Below are 19,549 nucleotides of genomic sequence, written 5' to 3' on the forward strand. Positions count from 1 at the left end.
TCAGGCACCCAGCATCATCTGGCCGCAGACCCGCACGACGTTGCCGTTGACGGCGGTCGAGCCGGGGCTGGCATACCAGGCGATCGTCTCGGCCACGTCGACCGGCAGGCCACCCTGCTGCATGGCGTTGAGGCGCTGGCCGACCTCGCGGGTCGCGAACGGCACGGCGGCGGTCATCGCGGTGATGATGAAGCCCGGCGCCACGGCGTTGATGGTGATGCCGTCCTTCAGCTCACCGGCCAGGGAGTCGACGAAGCCGATCACGCCGGCCTTGGAGGCGGCGTAGTTGGTCTGGCCGACGTTGCCGGCGATGCCCGCGATGGAGGCGACGCCGATGATCCGGCCGTTCTTGTTGATCGCACCCTGCTCGAGGAGCTCGCGGGTGATCAGCTCCGGCGCGGTGAGGTTGACCGCGATCACCGACGACCAGCGGTCCTCGGCCATGTTGGCCAGCTTCTTGTCGCGGGTGATGCCGGCGTTGTGGACCACGATGTCGATGCCACCGTGGTTCTCCTTCACATAGTGCGCGATCCGCTGCGGCGCGTCGGCGTGGGTGATGTCGAGGGTCAGGCTGTCGCCGTTGAGCTCCTTCATCACGGCCTGCAGCTCGCTGGCGGCCTGCGGGACGTCGATGCCGAGCACGGTGGCGCCGTCACGGTGCAGCACGCGGGCGATCTGCTCGCCGATGCCGCGGCTGGCGCCGGTGACGATGGCGATCTTGCCGGCCAGCGGGCGGGCGAGGTCCTTGACCGCGGCGGCCTTCTTGGTGCCCTGGGTGCCGATCCGGACGACCTGCCCGGAGACGTACGCCGACTTGGGGGAGAGCAGGAAGGCGAGGGTGGAGTCGATGGCTGCCTCGGCGCCCTTGGCGACGTAGACCAGCTGCGAGGTGCTGCCGCGGCCGAGCTCCTTGCCCAGGGAGCGGGTGAAGCCCTCGAGGGCGCGCTGGGCGACCCGCTCGCCGCCCTCGACCTGCTCGGGCGGGGTGCCCAGGACGACGATCCGCGAGCACTTCTCCAGGCTGCGCAGCAGCGGGGTGAAGAACTCCTGCAGCGCGACCAGGTCGGCAGAGGAGGTGAACGAGGTGGCGTCGAAGACGAGGCCCTTGTACTTCTGGCCGTCGACCTTCTCGCCGGTGTTGGCGATGCCGAGGCGGTCCAGGGCGGTGACCAGCTCGAGGCGACCGGCGCCGCCGACCACGACGGTGCCGTCGACCAGCGGGGCGCCCTCGGTCCAGCGGTCCAGTGCCACCGGGTCGGGCAGTCCGAGGTTCTTGACCAGCAGCTTGCCGATCGGAGACTTGGTGAAGGCCTGGTAGCGGTCGCTCATGGTTGGTCTCTAGTCCTTGCGTCGACAGTGGGTCAGGGGGCCCTGCATGGGCCGCATCCAAGGATATGTAACTTCAGGTGTAACTCGGAGTCCACTTTTCGTGATCTCCAACTCATTGCTTTCCTTGGGCGCGGATGAGCGGCAAGGATATGCAGACCCGACCAACACAGGAGAAACGCATGCAGGCCCAGACCCGTCGCGTAGCCATCATCGGTGGCAACCGGATTCCCTTTGCCCGCTCCAACACCGTCTATGCCGAGGCGTCCAACCAGGAGATGCTGACCGCGGCGGTCGACGGGCTCGTCGAGCGCTTCGGGCTCGAGGGCGAGCAGCTCGGCATGGTCGCCGGCGGCGCGGTCATCAAGCACTCGCGCGACTTCAACCTGGTCCGCGAGGTGGTCCTCGGCTCGAAGCTGAGCGCCCGCACCCCCGCGGTCGACATGCAGATCGCCTGCGGCACCGGCCTGCAGGCCATCATCACGGTGGGCAACCTGATCGCCCTGGGCCAGATCGACGCCGCCATCGCCGGTGGCTCGGACACCACCTCGGACGCCCCGATCGCGATCAGCGAGAAGCTGCGCAAGAAGCTGATCAAGGTCAACCAGCAGCGCGAGACCAAGGACAAGATCCGCAAGCTGCTCGACATCCGCCCCGGCGACATCGGCATCCTGCCGCCGGCCAACATCGAGCCGCGCACCGGCCTGTCGATGGGTGACCACCAGGCGATCACCGCACTGGAGTGGGGCATCACCCGCGAGGCGCAGGACGAGCTCGCCGCCGCCTCGCACCAGAACCTCGCCCGCGCCTGGGACGAGGGGTTCATGGACGACCTGGTCACCCCGTTCCGCGGCGTGGAGCGCGACAACCACCTGCGCCCCGACTCCACCGTGGAGAAGCTCGCCAAGCTCAAGCCGGTCTTCGGCAAGGGCGAGGCCGCCACGATGACCGCCGGCAACTCGACCCCGCTCAGCGACGGCGCCTCCGCCGTCCTGCTCGCCTCCGAGGAGTGGGCCGCCGAGCGCGACCTGCCGGTGCTGGCCTACCTGACCGCCTACGAGACCGCGGCCGTCGACTACGTCGGCGGTGACGAGGGCCTGCTGATGGCCCCGACGTACGCCGTCTCCGACATGCTCGAGCGCGAGGGCCTGACCCTGCAGGACTTCGACTACTACGAGATCCACGAGGCGTTCGCCGCCCAGGTGCTCTCCACCCTCAAGGCGTGGGAGGACCCGGTGTTCTGCAAGGAGCGCCTCGGTCGCGACAAGCCGATGGGTGCCATCGACCGCAGCAAGCTGAACGTCAACGGCTCCTCGCTGGCAGCGGCGCACCCGTTCGCCGCCACCGGTGGCCGGATCGTCCCGGTGCTGGCCAAGCTGCTGGCCCAGAAGGGCAGCGGCCGCGGCCTGATCTCGATCTGCGCCGCTGGTGGCCAGGGCGTCGTGGCCATCCTCGAGCGCCCCTGATCGACACCTGAAGCACCCCGAGGCCGGCCTCCGGCGGACTGGATCAGTCCGCGGGGGGCCGGCTTCCGCGTGCCAGGGCAATGCTGGTGTCGATCAGGTACTGCCGCACCTGGTCCACCGAGAGCGGCGCAATCGTCGGCACGCCTGGCGCCAGCTCCTTCACCACCATGCCGACCCGCGCGAGCTGAAGAGCACCCAGGCCGCTGGCGTACATGTAGTTGGCCAGCAGATTGGTGTCGGCGACCTCGAAGTCGCCGCTGGCCACCCCGTCATCCAGGGTGGAGCCCAGCAGTGACAGGCAGCCGGCGATGCCGCGGCCCAGCCGGAACAGCGCCGACTCCGAGATCTCGTCGAGCAGCTCCGGGCCCGGGCGGCGCATCAGCGTCTGGGCACAGTCCACGAATGCCGGGTGCTGGATGCCGAAGTCCACGAAGGCAGCAACCAGGTCACCCAGTTGGTCAAGCGGGCCCTGGTCCCGCTCGGCCACCGTCTCCATCGCCTCGCGCAGCTCGTCCAGGTAACCGACCAGGGTGAGCGCGAAGAGTTCCTCCTTGCCGGAGAAGTGGCGGTAGAGGATCGCGCGGTTGGTGCCCACGGACCGGGCAATCTCGTCAATCTGTACGTCGCGCACCCCGCGCTCGTCGAAGAGCTTCCGGGTGGCCGCCAGGATCTCCGCCTCGCGCTTGCGCCGGCGGGTCGCTGCCGCGGTCCGTCGGCCGTCACCGGGTTTCGTGGTGGTCATGGCGTGCATCCTAGCCAAGGTGTAACAACGTGTTGCACACCGCGTTGACACCTGTCACGCCGACCCTGCGGGATACGGTGAGCAGGTGAGTGAGCCAGGCGTCCGGGAACGTACGTGGCGCCCGGCGTGGCCGTGCCCGGCAGGCCAGGTGCTCGCCGCGAGCCGCCGGGGGACCGGCGATCCGACGTACCGGATCGGCGACGACGGCGCCCACTGGCGCGGCATCCGTACGCCGCAGGGCCCGGTCGCCCTGCGGGTGGCCGCGCGCCCCGCCGAGGCGAGCATCCACGCCACCGCATGGGGGCCCGGCGCGGAGTGGGTCCTGGAACGCCTGCCGCAGATGCTCGGTGCCGACGACGACTGGTCCGGCTTCGAGGCGGACCACCCGGTGCTCCGCGAGGCACGACGGCGCCACCCGCACTGGCGGATCGGGCGGACCAGTCTGGTCTGGGAGGCGCTCGTGCCCTCGATCATCGAGCAGAAGGTGACCGGCCAGGAGGCGTTCCTCGGCTTCCGACGCCTGGTCCGGGCGCGTGGCGAGCGTGCGCCGGGCCCGCATCCGGACCTGTGGGTCCAGCCCGCGCCGGCCACCATCGCAGCGATCCCGTCCTGGGAATGGCTGGCCTGGCGGATCGACCCGGCCCGTTCCCGCACCCTGGTCGCTGCCGCGCAACGGGCCGCGGCCGTGGAACGGATCGGCACCTGCGAGACGGACGAGGCCGACCGGCGCCTGCGCTCCCTGCCGGGGATCGGGGTCTGGACCAGTGCCGAGGTGCGCCAGCGCAGCCACGGTGACCCGGATGCGGTCAGCTTCGGTGACTACCACGTCGCGGGCCAGGTGGGCCTGGCATTGACCGGGGAGCCGGTGGATGACGCGGGGCTTGCGGAGTTGCTCCAACCGTGGGCCGGGCACCGCTTTCGGGTCCAGGCGCTGGTCGCGATGAGCGGTCCGCACCGGGAACGGCGCGGACCACGGATGGCGCCACGCACTCATTTACGTGGATGAGGTTTGCGTCAAGTAGTGATACAAATAGCGGAGCCATGTCGACGGCCGTAACCTCATCCCGGATGGGCCGTTGGCAGGACAGGACGGGTGAGGACCCGGCGAGACCGTTGGGAGAGCGGGTCGGATGAGTACGCAGAGTCGCGGCGGTGTCGCAGCGTCGCTGCCTGTCCGCATCGTGGCCGAACTGGGCAACCGGATCCAGAAGGGCATCGAGACCGCCGGCGCGATGATCGTGCTGGCCATCGAGGCGACCGTTGCCGCCTTCTCGGACATCGTCCGCCGCCGCTTCTCATGGTCGGAGTTCCTGCTCCAGGCCTGGTTCATGAGCCGCGTCTCCGTCTTGCCGACCATCCTGGTCGCCATCCCGTTCGGCATCATCGTCTCGATCCAGGTCGGCGGTGTCGCCGCCCAGATCGGTGCCGAGTCGTTCGCCGGTGCGGTCAACGGGATCGGCGTACTGCGCCAGGGCGCACCCCTGGTCACCTCGATCATGATTGCCGGCGCCGTCGGTGCCGCGATCACCTCCGACCTCGGTGCGCGCACCATCCGTGAGGAGGTCGACGCGCTCAAGGTGATGGGGATCAACCCGGTCCAGCGACTCGTCGCCCCGCGGGTGCTCGCCGCCCTGGTGGTCGCCTTCTTCCTCAACATCATCGTCGCGGCCACCTCGATCACCACCGGCTACATCCTCAACGTCGGGGGAGGCGCGGTCAGTTCCGGCACCTACATCGCCGCGTTCGTCTCCTTCGCCCAGCCCACCGACCTCTTCCTGGCCAGTTTCAAGGCCCTGATCTTCGGCTTCATCGCCACCATCGTCGCCTGCCACAAGGGGCTGACCGCCAGCGGCGGCGCCAAGGGTGTGGCCGACGCGGTGAACGAGGCCGTGGTGATCAGCGTGGTCTGCCTGGCCGTCGTCAACGTCGGACTCACCCAGGCCTACGTCATGTTGGCCCCGGCCAGGATCGCGTAGGGGGAGGAGCGATGGCGAAGCCAACAGCAGGGGTCCAGGACGCACTGGCCCGATTCGGCGACTTCGCGTGGTTCTCGTGGACCGCGTTCGCAGGCACCCGCTACACCCTGCAGCGCTACTACAAGGAAGTGCTGCGGCAACTGGCCGACATCAGCTGGGGCACCGGCGCCCTCCTGGTCGGCGGCGGCACCGTCGGCGTGATGGTGCTGCTCTCCCTCTCGGCCGGCACCTCGCTGGGCATCGAGGGGTTCAACGGACTCGAGATCATGGGCCTCGCCCCGCTGACCGGATTCGTCTCGGCAGGCGTCAACACGCGCGAACTGGCACCACTGGTCGCGGCGCTGGCCCTCGGTGGGCAGGTGGGATGCAGATTCACCGCCCAGATCGGCTCGATGCGGATCTCGGAGGAGATCGACGCGCTCGAGGTGATGGCCGTCGAGCCGATGCGCTACCTGGTCACGACCCGGGTGCTGGCCTGCATGTTCGCGATCCTGCCGCTCTACCTGATCGGACTGCTCGGCGCGTACGCCGCCTCCGAGGCATCCGTGGTGCTGATCTTCAACCAGTCACGCGGCACCTATGAGCACTACTTCTATTCGTTCATCGACGGCAGGGACGTCCTCTTCTCGATCATCAAGATCCTGATCTTCGCGATGATGGTCGCTCTGATCCACTGCTGGTTCGGCTTCCGCGCCTCCAGCGGCCCCCAGGGCGTCGGCGAGGCGACCGGCCGGGCGATCCGGGCCAGCATCGTCTCCGTCGTCATCATCAACATGCTCCTCACCCTGGTCTTCTGGGGTTCGGACCCGGGATTCAGGGTGGCTGGCTGATGGCGCGCGGAAAGACCCTCGTCCCGCCGGCGACGCGCGGCGCCATCATCCTGGTGGTCTGCCTGTGCCTGCTCGGCCTGATCCTGGCCAAGTCGTTCGGCAAGTTCGACAAGACCCTTCCTGGCTCGGTCAACCTGGACACCGCCGGCGGCGCGCTGCAGGTCGGCGCCGAGGTCAAGCTCGACGGCGTCGTGGTCGGCAAGGTCACCGCGATCGATCCCGCCGAGCAAGGCGTCCGGGTCGCCCTCGAGTTCGACCCCGAGCGGGCCGAGAAGGTGCCCGGCAACGTCACCGTCCGGGTGCTCCCGGTCAGCATCTTCGGTGCCGCCTTCGTGGAACTGCTCCGCCCCGAGTCACCCCAGGGCGCCCTGGCCAGCAACGCCGTCCTCAAGCAGGACGAGTCGGCCACCACCGTCGAGCTGGGCGACCTGCTCGAGGAGACCCTGGCCCTGGTCGACGCGCTCGGCCCGGCCGAGCTGGCCAACATGCTGGAGACGTTCGCCTCGACGCTCGACGGCAAGGGCGAGCAGATCGGCGAGATGATCGAGACCGCGGACCGGGTGGTCGCCCGGGTGCAGCCGGTGATGCCGCTGATCCGCCAGGACATCCGCCTGGCCACCATCGTGATGACCACGCTGTCGCGGATCACCCCGAACCTCTTCACCGCGCTCGACGGCCTGGTTGCCCTGTCGCACACCATGATCGACATGGAGTCCGAGTTCGCCCAGGTCCTCACCAGCCTCGACCAGACCAGCACCAAGCTCGACACCGTGGTCACCAAGAACCAGCAGGCACTCGAGTACGGCGTCCCCTACCTGGCCCGGGTCGTGAACGCGCTGTACGCCGCCCGCGGTGACATCCCGCGCACCTTCGACGCCGTGATCTCGCTGGCCACCCGGGCAGCGCCCGCGTTCAGCTACGGCCCCTACATGCGCATCGACGCCGACCTGCGCCTCACCGACGAGCCCGAATACGGCCGCGGCGACTGCCCGACGTACGGCGGCCTAAGGGGGGTGGGTTGCTGATGGAGAAGGGTGTCAAGGCGATCGCCATCAAGTTCGGGCTCTTCGGCCTGATCGCGATCCTCCTCTTCGCGTCGCTCTACAACACGATGACCAACCAGGTCGACGGCAAGACCAAGAAACTGAGCGCGACGTTCTCCAACGTCAGTGGCCTGCGTGTCGGCGACGACGTACGCATCTCCGGCGTCAAGGTCGGCCGTGTGGAGGGCGTCAAGGTCAAGGACAACCACCTGGCCGAGGTGACGTTCACCGTCCAGGCCAAGCAGCAGGTCAGCGACACCACGCGACTGGAGATGCGCTACCAGAACCTGCTCGGGCAGAAGTACCTCGCCCTGACCCCCGGCGCGGTGGGCGGCGAGATCCTCAAGGACGGTGCCAACATCCCGATCGGGCAGACCAGCCCGGGCTTCGACCTGACCGCCCTGCTCAACGGGTTCGAGCCGCTCTTCAATGTGCTCTCGCCCGACGACATGAACAAGCTGGCCGAGAACATCGTCGCCGTGCTCCAGGGCGAGGCCGGCAGTGTCGAGTCGCTGCTGGACGAGACCGCCCAGCTGACCTCGTTCCTGGCCGACAAGGACCAGGTCTTCGGACAGGTGGTGGAGAACCTCACCCCGGTGATCGAGAACCTGGCCAGCCGCAACGACCAGTTCAACACCGCCCTGGTCGAACTCAAGGACCTGGTCACCGAGCTGAACCAGAGCAGCGACGCGTTCTTCGGGCCGCTGACCGCGATCAGCGCCAACCTGGCCTCCTCGACCGACCTGATCGAGTCGATCCGCCCCTCGCTGGCCCGCGACATCGAAGCCCTGCGCACCTTCGGCGCCACCATCAAGCGCGGCACGCCGATCATCGAGGACTCCCTGAAGACCATGCCGCAACTGGTCTCCGCCTTCGTGCGCTCCCAGTCCTACGGCAGCCACCTGCAGGTCTACCCGTGCATCTTCGGCCTCCGGTTGATCGGCGATGAGCCGCTCTTCCTCGGCGGCACCGAGGGCCCGTTCTCGGAGGCGTGCCAGTGAAGTTCGACAAGACTCCCCGCGGCTATCGCCGGATCGGCCTGATGGGTGCCGGCGTACTGGCCGTCCTGGCTGCGCTCGTGCTGGCGCTGACCGTCTTCCCGTTCGGTGTCACCACCTATACCGCCGAACTGGAGCACACCGCCGGGCTGCGGGTCGGCGAAGAGGTCCAGGTGGCTGGCGTCGGTGTCGGCGAGGTGCGCTCCATCGAGCTGGACGGCACCAAGGTCCGCATCGAGTTCACCGTCTCCAACGACATCGACCTCGGCAAGGACACCACCGTCGAGGTCAAGGTGGCGACCCTGCTGGGCACCCACTTCCTCCTGGTCCGGCCGCAGGGCACCGGCGAGCTCAGCAACCAGATGGTGCCGCTGGCCCAGACCCGGGTGCCGTTCAACCTGCAGGACGTGATCAACGAGACCGGGGACCTCTCCAAGGACCTGGACATCGACCTGATCAGCGAGTCGCTGGAGATCATCGCCCAGACCATGGACCAGTCGCGCGAGGAGTTCCTGCCAGCGCTCAAGGGCATCTCGGATGTGTCGGAGATGTTCGCCAAGCGCTCCGAGGACCTCAGCACGCTGCTGCAGTCGACCAGCACCTTCAGCGAGCAACTGGTCAACAACTCCGACGACATCACCGTGCTGATGGAGCAGGCGAACATCCTGATGACGGACGTGCTGAGCCGCCGCGATGCGATCCACAACCTGCTCGTCGACCTCAAGTCGGTGATGGAGGAGTTGACCACGCTGATGACCGAGAACCGCAAGGACGTCGGCCCGATGATCGACAACCTCAACGCGACCATCGAACTGATGACCCGGAACCACGAGCAGCTCTCCGCGATCGCGAAGCAGATGGGTCCGACGGCCCGCTACTTCGCCAACGCGACCGGTGCCGGGACCTGGCTCGACCAGTACATGCCCGAGGCGACCCCCGACGGGATCCGCTGCAAGCTGGAGGGCCGGTGCTGATGGCTACCATGACGGCGCGTCCCCTGGTCCGGCTGCTGGCGGCAGCGTTCGCGACGATGATGCTCACCCTCGGGTTGAGCAGCTGCTCCCTGGTCGGCGGCGACACGATCGAACTGACCGTGGAACTCGAGGACAGCTCGGGCCTCTTCCTCGGCAACGACGTCGGCGTGCTCGGCGTCTCCGTGGGCAAGGTGACCGCGATCGAACCGGTCGGCGACCGGGTCCGGATCACCCTGCAGGTCGATGCCGACGTGAAGATCCCCGCCGACGCCGGCGCCGTCGTGGTCTCCCGGTCGATGGCCACCGACCGCTATGTCGAGCTCACCCCCGTCTACAACGGTGGACCGACGATGCAGGACGGCGACACCATCGAGCCGGGCAAGACCCGCACCCCGGTGGAGTGGGACGAAGTGCTCGCTGCCATCGACACCCTCTCCGAGGGCCTCAACGGAGTCGGCGAGGACGGCGAGAAGCTGCGTGAACTCCTCGACGCCACGGCCGAGACGTTCGACGGCAACGGCCAGGTGGTCCGCGACACGATCGCCAACCTGGTGGCCGGGACCAGCGCGTTTGCTGACAACAGCGACGAGTTCGAGACCACCCTGAAGAACCTGGACACGCTGACCGCTGCGATCGCCAAGAACGATGCGCTCACCCGCGAGTTCATCAGCAACATCACCAAGACCACCGAACTGGTCCGTGACGAGCGGACCAACCTCGAGGCATCGGTGGAGAGCCTCGCGGAGACGATCCGGCTGCTGGGGATCTTCACCACCAACCACCGTGACGACATGAGCCGGACCGTGACGAACATCGAGGACGTCAGCGCCCGGATCATGAAGTACGACACCTCGCTGGACGAGTTCCTGCGGGTGATGCCGGTGGCGATGGAGAACCTGGGCCGGGCGATCAACGACAACCAGCGCCTGGACGTCAAGATGCCGCCCACCATGCTGCTGCCCGGCTCCGACCTGCTGCTCGACCTGTGTGAGAGCCTCAACGGGCTCTGCGACGCACTCGGCACCGCTCCGGACCTCGGCGCGATCCTGGACGCGATCCTCGGCCTGGGAGGCCGCCCATGACCCGCCGGCTCCCTGCCATCGTGCTCACCGTCGCGCTCGGCCTCTTCGGCGCGAGTTGCTCGGTGCTGAACGCCGAGAACATCCCGGTCTCGACCGGGGTCAAGGACCCCTACCAGGTCACCGTGATGTTCCCGGACGCGCTGAACCTCGCCAACGGCGCCGCGGTCAAGATCGACGGCGCGACCGTCGGTCGGGTCAACTCGGTGGAGACGGAGAACTTCAAGGCCAAGATTGTCCTCGACATGGACGGACGTACGCCGCTGCCGCAGGACACCATCTTCCGGCTCCGCCCCACCACGGCCCTGGGCGAACTCTTCGTGGAAGTGATCCGCGGCGAGAGTGTCACCACCATGGAGCCCGGCACCGTCGTCAACGACGACATGACCCGGGTCGCCCCCACGGTCGAGGACGGCCTGGCGGCGGCCTCGCTGCTGATCAACGGCGGCAGCCTGAGCCAGATCAAGACGATCATCACCGAGGTGAACACCTCGATGGAGGGTCGCACCGACACCATCAAGGACTTCCTGCACGGCGCGGACACCCTGCTCGCCACCCTCAACGACAGCACCGGTGACCTGGACGCGTTCCTGACCGCACTGGCCGAGGTCTCCACGATGCTGAATCAGCGCGAGGAGCAGATCAACGAGGCCCTCGACATCGCTGCACCGGTCGCCGGCGTGGTCCGACGCAACAAGGACGACATCACTGCGCTGCTGGCCAACCTGCAGGGGACCACCGCGTCGGTCGACGGGCTGGTCAAGGCCACCCGCGAGGACTTCCGCGCCACGCTGGCCGAACTCGGCCCGATCCTGGAGACCCTGCAGGCCAGCAAGGGCAAGGGGAAGACGATGGTCATCGAAGCCGCGAAGCTGGCCGGGCAGATCGATGCCGCGGTGCCCACCGAATACCTCAACCTGCTCCTGGTGATGCGCCTCGCCGGTGACTTCGGGTTGCCGACCGCCCTGACCGCTGCAGGAGGTGGCAACTGATGAAGAACAAGAAGGCTGCGTCCGCATCGCTGGGCAAGCTGGTCACCGGTGCCGCCATCCTGGCCCTGGTCCTGGTGCTCTGCCTGATGCTCCTCTTCGCCTGGGTGCTCCGCTCGCCGATCGGGCAGGAGCGGGCCGAGGTCACCGTCACCATGCCGTTCACCGGTGGACTCTTCGAGGGATCCGCGGCCACCTATCGTGGAGTGAACGTCGGCGAGGTCACCAAGATCGACCTGGACGAGAACGGGGTGCGCGCCACCGTCAAGCTGAAGGCCGGCGCCCAGATCCCCACCGACGTCGAGGCCAAGGTGCGATCGCTCTCACCCGTGGGGGAGCAGTACATCGACTTCCGGCCACGGACCGCCGAGGGGCCGTTCCTCAAGGACGGCGACACCGTCTCCGCCGAGGCCAAGGACCTGCCGATCTCGCTGGCGAAGATGGTCACCGGCCTGCAGCGGGTGATGCGCCAGGTCGACCCGGAGAAGGTCAAGACCGTGCTCCGTGAGATCAACACCGCCTTCGACGGCAGCAGCGACGACCTGCGTGCCCTGCTGGCCAACACCGAGGTGCTGCTGGAAACCCTCGACACCAACTGGCCCGAGTTCGAGAACGTGCTCAACCAGGGCAAGACCAGCCTGGAGATCTTCGCCGACAACCGCGACACCCTGGTGTCGTTCGCGGCTTCCGCGGCCCAGGTCGGCACCTGGTACATCGCCTGGGACCCGCAGGTGCGCAACGTTCTCTCCACGATGCCCGCCGACCTGAGCGCCGTGATGGTGCTGCTCGACGGCATGGACCGCCGCCTGCCGGGCCTGCTGGCCAAGGTCAACCCGCTCTCGCAGTTCCTGGCTCTGCGCGGACCGCACCTGCAGGCAACCCTGGCGATGACGCCGTACGGGTTCGGGCGCTTCTCCAGCGTCATGTACAACGGCTACATGAACGTGACGGCCAACCTGAACGGCCAGCGCACCTGTGAATACGTGCCGCGCGACCAGCGGACCAACCCGATGAGCGGGCGGTCCGAGCGCAAGCTGCTGCTCGACGGCCGCTGTGGCGGGGATTTCCCGTGGCGTGGGGCCAACCACGCGCCGCCGGCGCTCACCCAGTGACCGGGCGCCGCTGACAGTCGTTGCGATGTCGTCTGCCGTCACCCAGTGCCAGCAGACGACACGACAACTCGTGCTCGTGGCGTGTATGCCCGCCCGAGTACCCATGCGAGTGGTGCTAAACCATGTGGACCACGTGGTCCACATGGTTTAGCACCATCCGCGTTGCCCTCTCACGTCTGTGACCGCGGCGAACTGATCAGCGATGTCATCTGCAGTCACCTGGTGACAGCAGACGACACAGCAAGCCGCGCGCATGGCGCATAGGACCGCTGGGGGAGTGGCGCTACTTCTTCGGGCGCCCGGCATCCGGCTGGACGCGCAGCGCCTGGAGGGTGGTGGCGAGCATCCGGTAGTGGCCCACCAGCATCAGCAGTTCGATCCGGGTGCGCTCGTCGAGGTGGGCCGCCATCAGTTCCCAGGTGGCGTCGCTGAGGTCGCCGGTGGCGAGAAGTTCGTCGGTGACGGTGAGCAGCATCCGGTCCCGCGCCGTCCACGGGTGGCCAGCGGCCTCGTCGTCGCCGATGCGACCGACGGCGTCGATCTGGGCGGGGGTCAGGCCGGCCTTCTGACCGAGCCCGGCGTGCTGGCGCCACTCGTACGCCGATCCTGACGTCGCTGCGACCCGGAGGATGACCAGCTCGGTCTCGCGCCGCTTCAGGCGACCGCCGGGCATCAGCCGACCGGCGAAGTGGAGCCAGCCCCAGAAGAGCCGCCGGTTGCGGCCCAGGGTCAGGAAGATCGCCGGCGGCTCGGTGCCCGAGACGCGGCCGGCGAGCCGGGAGAAGCCCCAGACGAACGGACCGACCTCACGCAACCGCCCCGGCGCCAGGCGTGGGTCCTGGGCGACGTGCTCCGGACCGGAGTCGGCCGCGGTCACCGGACGGACTCCTCGGGCCGCCGGGCCCGCGCCACGTCGGGCAGCGCCTTGTTGGCACCGAAGTTCATCACCCGCATCGCCAGCACGTACGCCGGGGAGAAGTGGCGCTGGAGGAAGTGGATCAGCCGGATGTCGTTGGAGGTGTAGACCCAGTACTTGTTCTTCTTCATCCCGGCGATGATCGATGCCGCCGCCTGGTCGGGCGTGACCGCCCGCTTCTTGAAGTGGGCGTGGGCGCGGGTGAAGGCGGGCGTCGCCTTGTCGATGCCGGCAATGTCGATGGTGTCGGTCAGGCCGGTGTCGACGCCGCCGGGGCAGACCAGGCTCACCCCGATCTTGTGGCGACGCAGGTCGAAGCGGAGCACCTCGGAGACGCCGCGCAGGCCGAACTTGCTCGCCGAGTACGCCGCATGCCACGGCATCCCGATGATCCCGGCGGCCGAGGAGACGTTGACCAGGTGACCACCGCGGCCCGACTCCATCATCGGCGGCACCAGCGCCTCGATCACGTGGATCGGACCCATCAGGTTCACGTCGACCAGGCGCTGCCAGTGCTGGTGGGTCAGCGACTGCACGGTGCCCCACGAGGAGATGCCAGCGATGTTCATCACCGCGTCCATCGCGCCGTGCTCGGCGGTCAACCGCGCAGCCAGGGCGCGGACCGCCTCGTAGTCGCTGACGTCGACCGCCTCGGCCAGGCCGACGGTGCCGCCGAAGGAGCGGATCCGCTCGACGGTCTCGGCCAGCGGCTCGGCATTGCGGTCGGTCAGGTGCACGATGGCGCCCTCCCGGGCTGCCAGTTCGGCCGTGGCCCGCCCGATGCCGCTGGCGGCTCCGGTGATGAAGATCTGCTTGCCGGACAGGTCACGCATCCGCTTGCGGAACATGCTTCTCCCAGGGTGGATTGGTCAGGTCACAGGACGTGTCGCAACGGTGCCAGCACCAGTTCGGTGAACCGGCGATAGATGTTGCGTCGGTCCCAGTCGGACTTTGTCACAGGTTCGCTGTTGGTGAGGTCGGTCTCGAAGATCGATTCCATCTTCCGCGCCATCGCGGGGTCGATCACCTCGACATTGATCTCGTAGTTGCCGGTCATGCTGAGCCGGTCGATGTTGGCGGTGCCCACCGTCGACCAGTTGCCGTCGATGGTGGCGGTCTTGGCGTGGACCATCGCATCGCTGAACCAGTGGATCTTCACCCCGGCCTCGAGCATCTGGCCGTAATAGCCGCGCGAGATCCAGTCGGCGACGATGTGGTTCGACTTGCGCGGCACCAGCAGTCGTACGTCGACCCCGCGCCGGGCGGCGTCGTTGACCGCGTCCACGAAGTCCTCGTCGGGGATGAAGTAGGCGTGGGTCATCCAGATCCGGTCAGTGGCCCGGGTGATCGCCTCGATGTACATCGCCCGGATCGGGAACATCCACAGCCGCGGCACGTTGCGGTGCACCCGGATCGCCGGCTCCCACTGCGAGGCGGTCTCCAGCAGCAGCGGCCGCTCGCTGGCCCGGAACCGCTTGCGCCGGTGCAGGTTCCAGAAGTCGGCGAAGGCCCGCTTGAGGTCCCACACGCCGGGCCCGGTGATCCGGCAGTGGGTGTCGCGCCATTCGGTGGCGTACGGCGTACCGATGTTGTAGCCGCCAACGAAGGCAACCGAGTCGTCGACGACGAGGATCTTGCGGTGGTCGCGGCCATAGCGGCGCAGGTCGTAGAAGCGCAGGCCCGCGTTGTAGACCGGGAAGCGGAGCACCTTCAGCCGCGGCGAGAAGCGCTTGAAGCGCGGTGAGACGACCAGGTTGGCGAAGGCGTCATAGATGATGTGGACGTCGACGCCGCGCTCGGCGGCCTCGGTCAGGGCGAGCTTGAACTCCTCGCCCACCGAGTCGTTCTTCCAGATGTAGGTCTCGAAGAGGATCTGCTTCTTCGCCCCGCGGATCGCGGCGAGCATGTCGTCGTACAGGTCCTGGCCGAAGGTGTACGTCGTCACCGTGCCGCGGCCGACCTCGACGGTGGTGGGGGCGGTCACCGGGAACGGCTTGGGCTTCTTGTTGCGCCGTCGGTAGGAGTCGACCAGGGTGAGCGCGATCGCGACCAGCAGCGGCACCCCGAAGAAGGCCAGCACGCCACGGCGTACGTGGGCCAGCATCCGGGCACTGATCAGGGGGGTTTGCCGCACGGCGCCAATCTAGAGCATCGACCGCAGCGGGTGCCGGGGTGCGCACGCCCTGGCCGTGTCGGTGGTGGCGGTTACGCTGGCTGGCATGCGCCCCGTGACAGACCTGGAGCGCCGCGTCGCCCCCTTCGACGTGGTCTCCGACTACCAGCCCGCAGGTGACCAGCCGGCCGCCATCGCCGAGATCGCCAAGCGGATCGACGCCGGTGTCGAGGACGTCGTGCTGCTCGGCGCCACCGGCACCGGGAAGACGGCCACGGTGGCGTGGGTGGCCGAGCAGTTGCAGCGCCCGATGCTGGTGCTGCAGCCGAACAAGACGCTGGCCGCGCAGTTCGCCAACGAGTTGCGCCACCTGTTCCCCAACAACGCCGTCGAATACTTCGTCAGCTACTACGACTACTACCAGCCCGAGGCGTACGTCCCGCAGACGGACACCTACATCGAGAAGGACTCCTCGATCAACGAGGAGGTGGAGCGGCTGCGCCACTCGGCGACCAACTCGCTGCTCACCCGCCGCGACGTCATCGTGGTCTCGACGGTCTCCTGCATCTATGGCCTCGGTACGCCGCAGGAGTACGTCGACCGGATGGTCCGGCTCCGGGTCGGTGAGGAACACGATCGCGACTCGATCCTGCGCCGTCTCGTCGAGATCCAGTACACCCGCAACGACCTGGCCTTCACCCGCGGCACCTTCCGGGTCCGCGGCGACACCCTGGAGATCTTCCCGGTCTATGAGGAGCTCGCCGTGCGGATTGAGTTCTTCGGCGACGAGATCGAGCGGCTGATGACGCTGCACCCGGTCACCGGGGAGGTGGTCACCGAGGACACCGAGCTCTACGTCTTCCCGGCCAGCCACTACATCGCCGGTCCGGAGCGGATGGAGCGGGCGATCCAGGGGATCGAGGCGGAGCTGGCCGAGCAGCTGGCCACCTTCGAGCGGCAGGGCAAGTTGCTCGAGGCACAGCGCCTGCGGATGCGGACGACGTACGACGTGGAGATGATGCGCCAGGTCGGCTCCTGCTCCGGGATCGAGAACTATTCGATGCACATGGACGGCCGCAGCCGCGGCTCGGCGCCGAACACCCTGCTCGACTATTTCCCCGAGGACTTCGTGCTGGTCGTCGACGAGTCGCACGTGGCGGTGCCGCAGATCGGTGGCATGTACGAGGGCGACATGTCACGCAAGCGGAACCTGGTCGACCACGGGTTCCGGCTGCCGAGTGCGATGGACAACAGGCCGCTGAAGTGGGAGGAGTTCCTGGAGCGGATCGGGCAGACCATCTATCTCTCCGCCACCCCGGGTGACTATGAACTGGACCGGGTCCGTCGCGCCGACGGCGAGCCGGACGTGGTGGAGCAGATCATCCGTCCGACCGGCCTGGTCGACCCCGAGGTGGTGGTCCGCCCGACGAAGGGCCAGATCGACGACCTGATCCACGAGATCCGCCTCCGCGCCGAGCGCGACGAGCGGGTCCTGGTCACCACGCTGACCAAGAAGATGTCCGAGGACCTCACCGACTACCTGCTGGATGCAGGCATCCGGACCCGCTACCTGCACAGCGAGGTGGACACGCTGCGCCGGATCGAACTGCTCCGCGAGTTGCGGCTGGGGGAGTACGACGTGCTGGTCGGGATCAACCTGCTCCGTGAGGGGCTCGACCTGCCGGAGGTCTCCCTGGTCGCGATCCTGGACGCCGACAAGGAGGGGTTCCTGCGCTCGGACAAATCGCTGATCCAGACCATCGGGCGGGCCGCGCGCAACGTGTCAGGGCAGGTGTACATGTATGCCGACAAGATCACCCCCTCGATGGAGAAGGCGATCGAGGAGACGAACCGCCGCCGCGACAAGCAGGTCGCGTGGAACACCGAGCGCGGTGTCGACCCGCAGCCGCTGCGCAAGAAGATCGCCGACATCACCGACATGCTCGCCCGCGAGGACGAGAACACCGAGGAACTGCTCAAGACCTGGCAACACCTCGACCCGAAGGGGAAGAAGGCACCCGTCCCGGCGCTGTCGCGCACCGATGCCGGCGCCCACGCCGCGGACCTGGCCGGGATGCCGAGCGCGGACCTGGCCCAGTTGATCCAGGACCTGACCGACCAGATGCACACCGCCGCCGCCGAGTTGCAGTTCGAGGTCGCGGCACGGCTCCGCGACGAGGTCTCCGAGCTCAAGAAGGAGCTGCGCCAGATGATGGAGGCGACCCGCTGATCACGTCACCTTGAGCGCAGCACCTCGCTGGGATGGGTGCAGGGCGTGTTCTGTTGCCCAGAATGAGAACACGTTCTAGTATTCAGTGTCGCGTGGCGAGGCGCGGAGTTCCAACCGAGGGACCAGGGAGGTGTGATCAGTGGGCTTTTCTGCTGTGTCCGTGATCCGCGGCCCGGGCGAGATCACCGGAATGGTCCTCCAGGTCACCAAGCGCATCTTCACCCGCCGCTTCCAGACCCGCGAGTTCATCGAACAGGCCTGGTTCATCACCTCGGTGACCCTGATGCCGACGATCCTGGTCTCGATCCCGTTCGGCGCAGTCATCTCCCTCCAGGTCGGGAACCTGACCGGCCAACTCGGCGCACAGTCGTTCGCCGGCGCCACGGCAGTGCTGGCGGTGGTCCGCGAGGCGGCACCCATTGCGGCGGCCTTGATCATCGCGGGGGCGGCCGGTTCGGCGATCTGCTCCGACCTCGGGGCGCGGAAGATCCGCGAGGAGATCGACGCGATGGAGGTGCTCGGCATCGACCCGCTCGAGCGCCTGGTCGCACCGCGGGTCTGCGCCACCGTCTTCGTCTCGATGATGATCATCGGCATCGTGATCTCGGCCGGGATCGGCGGCGGCTACTTCTTCACCGTCATCATCCAGGGCGGCTCCGCCGGTGCCTTCCTCTCCTCCTTCACCGCGCTCGCCTCCCTGACCGACCTGTGGATCGCCGTGATCAAGGCAGCCATCTTCGGTTGGCTGGCGGCCGTGGTCGGCGCCTACAAGGGGCTCAGCGCGGGCGGCGGCCCCAGTGGGGTCGGTCGCGCGGTGAACGAGACCGTGATCATCGCGTTCATGCTGCTCTTCTTCGTCAACGCCATCATCACCGCGATCTACTTCCAGGTGATCCCGCCGGAGGGCATGTGATGGCCAGCCTCAGCGCCTTCGGCGCCTCCGTCGTCCAGGGCCGCCGCGACAGCCTCGAGCGCCTGGGTGACCAGTTCCTCTTCTACGTCAAGGCGCTGGCCTGGACGCCCCGGGCGCTCTCCCGCTATCGCCGCGAGATCCTCAACACCCTGGCCGAGGTCACCTTCGGCGCCGGGGGACTGACCATGATCGCCGGCTCCGTGGGCGTGATCGCCTTCCTGGCCTTCTTCGCCGGCACCGAGGTCGGCATCCAGGGGTATGCCTCGCTGAGCCAGATCGGTGTCGCGAAGTTCAGCGCCTTCATCTCGGCGTACTTCAACACCCGCGAGGTCGCCCCACTGGTCTCCTCGATCGCCCTGGCCGCCACCGTCGGATGCGGCTACACGGCACGGCTCGGTGCGATGCGCATCTCGGAGGAGATCGACGCGCTCGAGGTGATGGGCGTCCCGTCGCTGCCGTTCCTGGTCACCACCCGGATGATCGCGGCGTTCATCGCGGTGATCCCGCTCTACATCGTGGCCCTCTCCGCGTCGTACCTCTCTCCGCGGCTGATCACCACGATGATGTACGGCCAGTCCGCCGGCACCTACGACCACTACTTCATCCAGTTCCTGCCGCCCATCGACATGCTCTGGTCGTTCTTCAAGCTGCTCTTCCTGGCCACCTCGGTGATCCTGATCCACTGCTATTACGGCTTCTCCGCCTCGGGCGGTCCCGCCGGCGTCGGTACGGCGGTGGGCCAGGCGATCCGCTCGTCGATCGTGTGGATCGTGGTGGCCGACTTCTTCCTCAGCTTTGCGATCTGGGGCTCGACCACCACCGTGCGGATCACGGGGTAGGCG

18 protein-coding genes are annotated in these 19,549 nt (G+C 67.8%); 13 read left to right on the forward strand and 5 right to left on the reverse strand.

Annotation, left to right across the window (positions count from 1 at the left end; translation table 11 throughout):
* Positions 1-1,329, reverse strand: coding sequence for a 3-oxoacyl-ACP reductase (locus Q9R27_RS05535; protein WP_311251340.1), 1,329 nt, complete (start codon positions 1,327-1,329; stop codon positions 1-3).
* 179 nt (positions 1,330-1,508) lie between these two features.
* Between Q9R27_RS05535 and Q9R27_RS05540 the strand changes: the two genes are divergently transcribed.
* Positions 1,509-2,792 (forward strand): acetyl-CoA C-acetyltransferase, encoded by a 1,284-nt coding sequence (locus Q9R27_RS05540; protein ID WP_311251341.1) that lies wholly within the window; start codon positions 1,509-1,511, stop codon positions 2,790-2,792.
* Positions 2,793-2,835: 43 nt separating this feature from the next.
* On the opposite strand, the gene Q9R27_RS05545 is transcribed toward Q9R27_RS05540, so the two are convergent.
* Positions 2,836-3,534 (reverse strand): TetR/AcrR family transcriptional regulator, encoded by a 699-nt coding sequence (locus Q9R27_RS05545; protein WP_311251342.1) that lies wholly within the window; start codon positions 3,532-3,534, stop codon positions 2,836-2,838.
* Between the two features lie 85 nt (positions 3,535-3,619).
* Here Q9R27_RS05545 and Q9R27_RS05550 point away from each other — a divergent pair, with 85 nt between their 5' ends.
* The 9 genes from Q9R27_RS05550 (at position 3,620) to Q9R27_RS05590 (ending at position 12,535) form a co-directional block, all read left to right on the forward strand.
* Positions 3,620-4,540 carry a DNA-3-methyladenine glycosylase 2 family protein gene (locus Q9R27_RS05550; protein ID WP_311251343.1) on the forward strand — a complete coding sequence of 307 codons (921 nt, stop codon included), beginning with the start codon at positions 3,620-3,622 and terminating at the stop codon, positions 4,538-4,540.
* A 124-nt stretch (positions 4,541-4,664) separates the two neighbouring features.
* Positions 4,665-5,510, forward strand: a complete 846-nt coding sequence (locus Q9R27_RS05555) for an ABC transporter permease (protein ID WP_311251344.1) — start codon at positions 4,665-4,667, stop codon at positions 5,508-5,510.
* An 11-nt stretch (positions 5,511-5,521) separates the two neighbouring features.
* Positions 5,522-6,340, forward strand: coding sequence for an ABC transporter permease (locus Q9R27_RS05560; protein ID WP_311251345.1), 819 nt, complete (start codon positions 5,522-5,524; stop codon positions 6,338-6,340).
* The gene (locus Q9R27_RS05565) at positions 6,340-7,365 is read left to right on the forward strand and encodes an MCE family protein (protein WP_311251346.1); all 1,026 of its coding nucleotides are present in this window, start codon (positions 6,340-6,342) and stop codon (positions 7,363-7,365) included. Before Q9R27_RS05560 ends, Q9R27_RS05565 begins: the two co-directional genes overlap by 1 nt.
* A complete protein-coding gene (locus Q9R27_RS05570; protein ID WP_311251347.1) occupies positions 7,365-8,384 on the forward strand; it encodes an MlaD family protein in 1,020 nt (339 codons plus the stop codon). The genes Q9R27_RS05565 and Q9R27_RS05570 overlap by 1 nt, the downstream gene beginning before the upstream one ends.
* Positions 8,381-9,355: an MCE family protein gene (locus tag Q9R27_RS05575; RefSeq protein ID WP_311251348.1), complete on the forward strand. Its 975-nt coding sequence runs from the start codon at positions 8,381-8,383 to the stop codon at positions 9,353-9,355. The genes Q9R27_RS05570 and Q9R27_RS05575 overlap by 4 nt, the downstream gene beginning before the upstream one ends.
* Entirely contained in the window at positions 9,355-10,437 is a 1,083-nt protein-coding gene (locus Q9R27_RS05580; protein WP_311251349.1) for an MCE family protein, read from the forward strand. Before Q9R27_RS05575 ends, Q9R27_RS05580 begins: the two co-directional genes overlap by 1 nt.
* Positions 10,434-11,426 carry an MlaD family protein gene (locus Q9R27_RS05585; RefSeq protein WP_311251350.1) on the forward strand — a complete coding sequence of 331 codons (993 nt, stop codon included), beginning with the start codon at positions 10,434-10,436 and terminating at the stop codon, positions 11,424-11,426. Before Q9R27_RS05580 ends, Q9R27_RS05585 begins: the two co-directional genes overlap by 4 nt.
* On the forward strand, positions 11,426-12,535 hold the full coding sequence (locus tag Q9R27_RS05590; protein ID WP_311251351.1) for an MlaD family protein: 1,110 nt from the start codon (positions 11,426-11,428) through the stop codon (positions 12,533-12,535). The genes Q9R27_RS05585 and Q9R27_RS05590 overlap by 1 nt, the downstream gene beginning before the upstream one ends.
* 283 nt (positions 12,536-12,818) lie before the next feature.
* Here the strand turns inward: Q9R27_RS05590 and Q9R27_RS05595 are convergent, their stop codons facing one another.
* The 3 genes from Q9R27_RS05595 to Q9R27_RS05605 are packed head-to-tail and all read right to left on the reverse strand — an operon-like array spanning position 12,819 to position 15,585.
* Positions 12,819-13,412 carry a carboxymuconolactone decarboxylase family protein gene (locus Q9R27_RS05595; RefSeq protein ID WP_311251352.1) on the reverse strand — a complete coding sequence of 198 codons (594 nt, stop codon included), beginning with the start codon at positions 13,410-13,412 and terminating at the stop codon, positions 12,819-12,821.
* The gene (locus Q9R27_RS05600) at positions 13,409-14,299 is read right to left on the reverse strand and encodes an SDR family oxidoreductase (protein WP_311251353.1); all 891 of its coding nucleotides are present in this window, start codon (positions 14,297-14,299) and stop codon (positions 13,409-13,411) included. The genes Q9R27_RS05595 and Q9R27_RS05600 overlap by 4 nt, the downstream gene beginning before the upstream one ends.
* Before the next feature lie 26 nt (positions 14,300-14,325).
* Complete coding sequence (locus tag Q9R27_RS05605; protein WP_311251354.1) at positions 14,326-15,585, reverse strand: phospholipase D-like domain-containing protein; 1,260 nt, start codon at positions 15,583-15,585, stop codon at positions 14,326-14,328.
* A gap of 85 nt (positions 15,586-15,670) precedes the next feature.
* On the opposite strand from Q9R27_RS05605, the gene uvrB reads away from it, so the two are divergent.
* From uvrB to Q9R27_RS05620, 3 genes are all read left to right on the forward strand, one after another.
* Positions 15,671-17,794: an excinuclease ABC subunit UvrB gene (gene uvrB / locus Q9R27_RS05610; protein ID WP_311251355.1), complete on the forward strand. Its 2,124-nt coding sequence runs from the start codon at positions 15,671-15,673 to the stop codon at positions 17,792-17,794.
* Between the two features lie 190 nt (positions 17,795-17,984).
* Entirely contained in the window at positions 17,985-18,707 is a 723-nt protein-coding gene (locus tag Q9R27_RS05615) for an ABC transporter permease (RefSeq protein WP_311251399.1), read from the forward strand.
* Positions 18,707-19,546, forward strand: a complete 840-nt coding sequence (locus Q9R27_RS05620; RefSeq protein WP_311251356.1) for an ABC transporter permease — start codon at positions 18,707-18,709, stop codon at positions 19,544-19,546. Before Q9R27_RS05615 ends, Q9R27_RS05620 begins: the two co-directional genes overlap by 1 nt.
* Positions 19,547-19,549 lie beyond the last annotated feature (3 nt).

This window comes from Nocardioides sp. AE5, from assembly GCF_031844485.1.
Taxonomy (GTDB): Bacteria; Actinomycetota; Actinomycetes; order Propionibacteriales; family Nocardioidaceae; genus Nocardioides.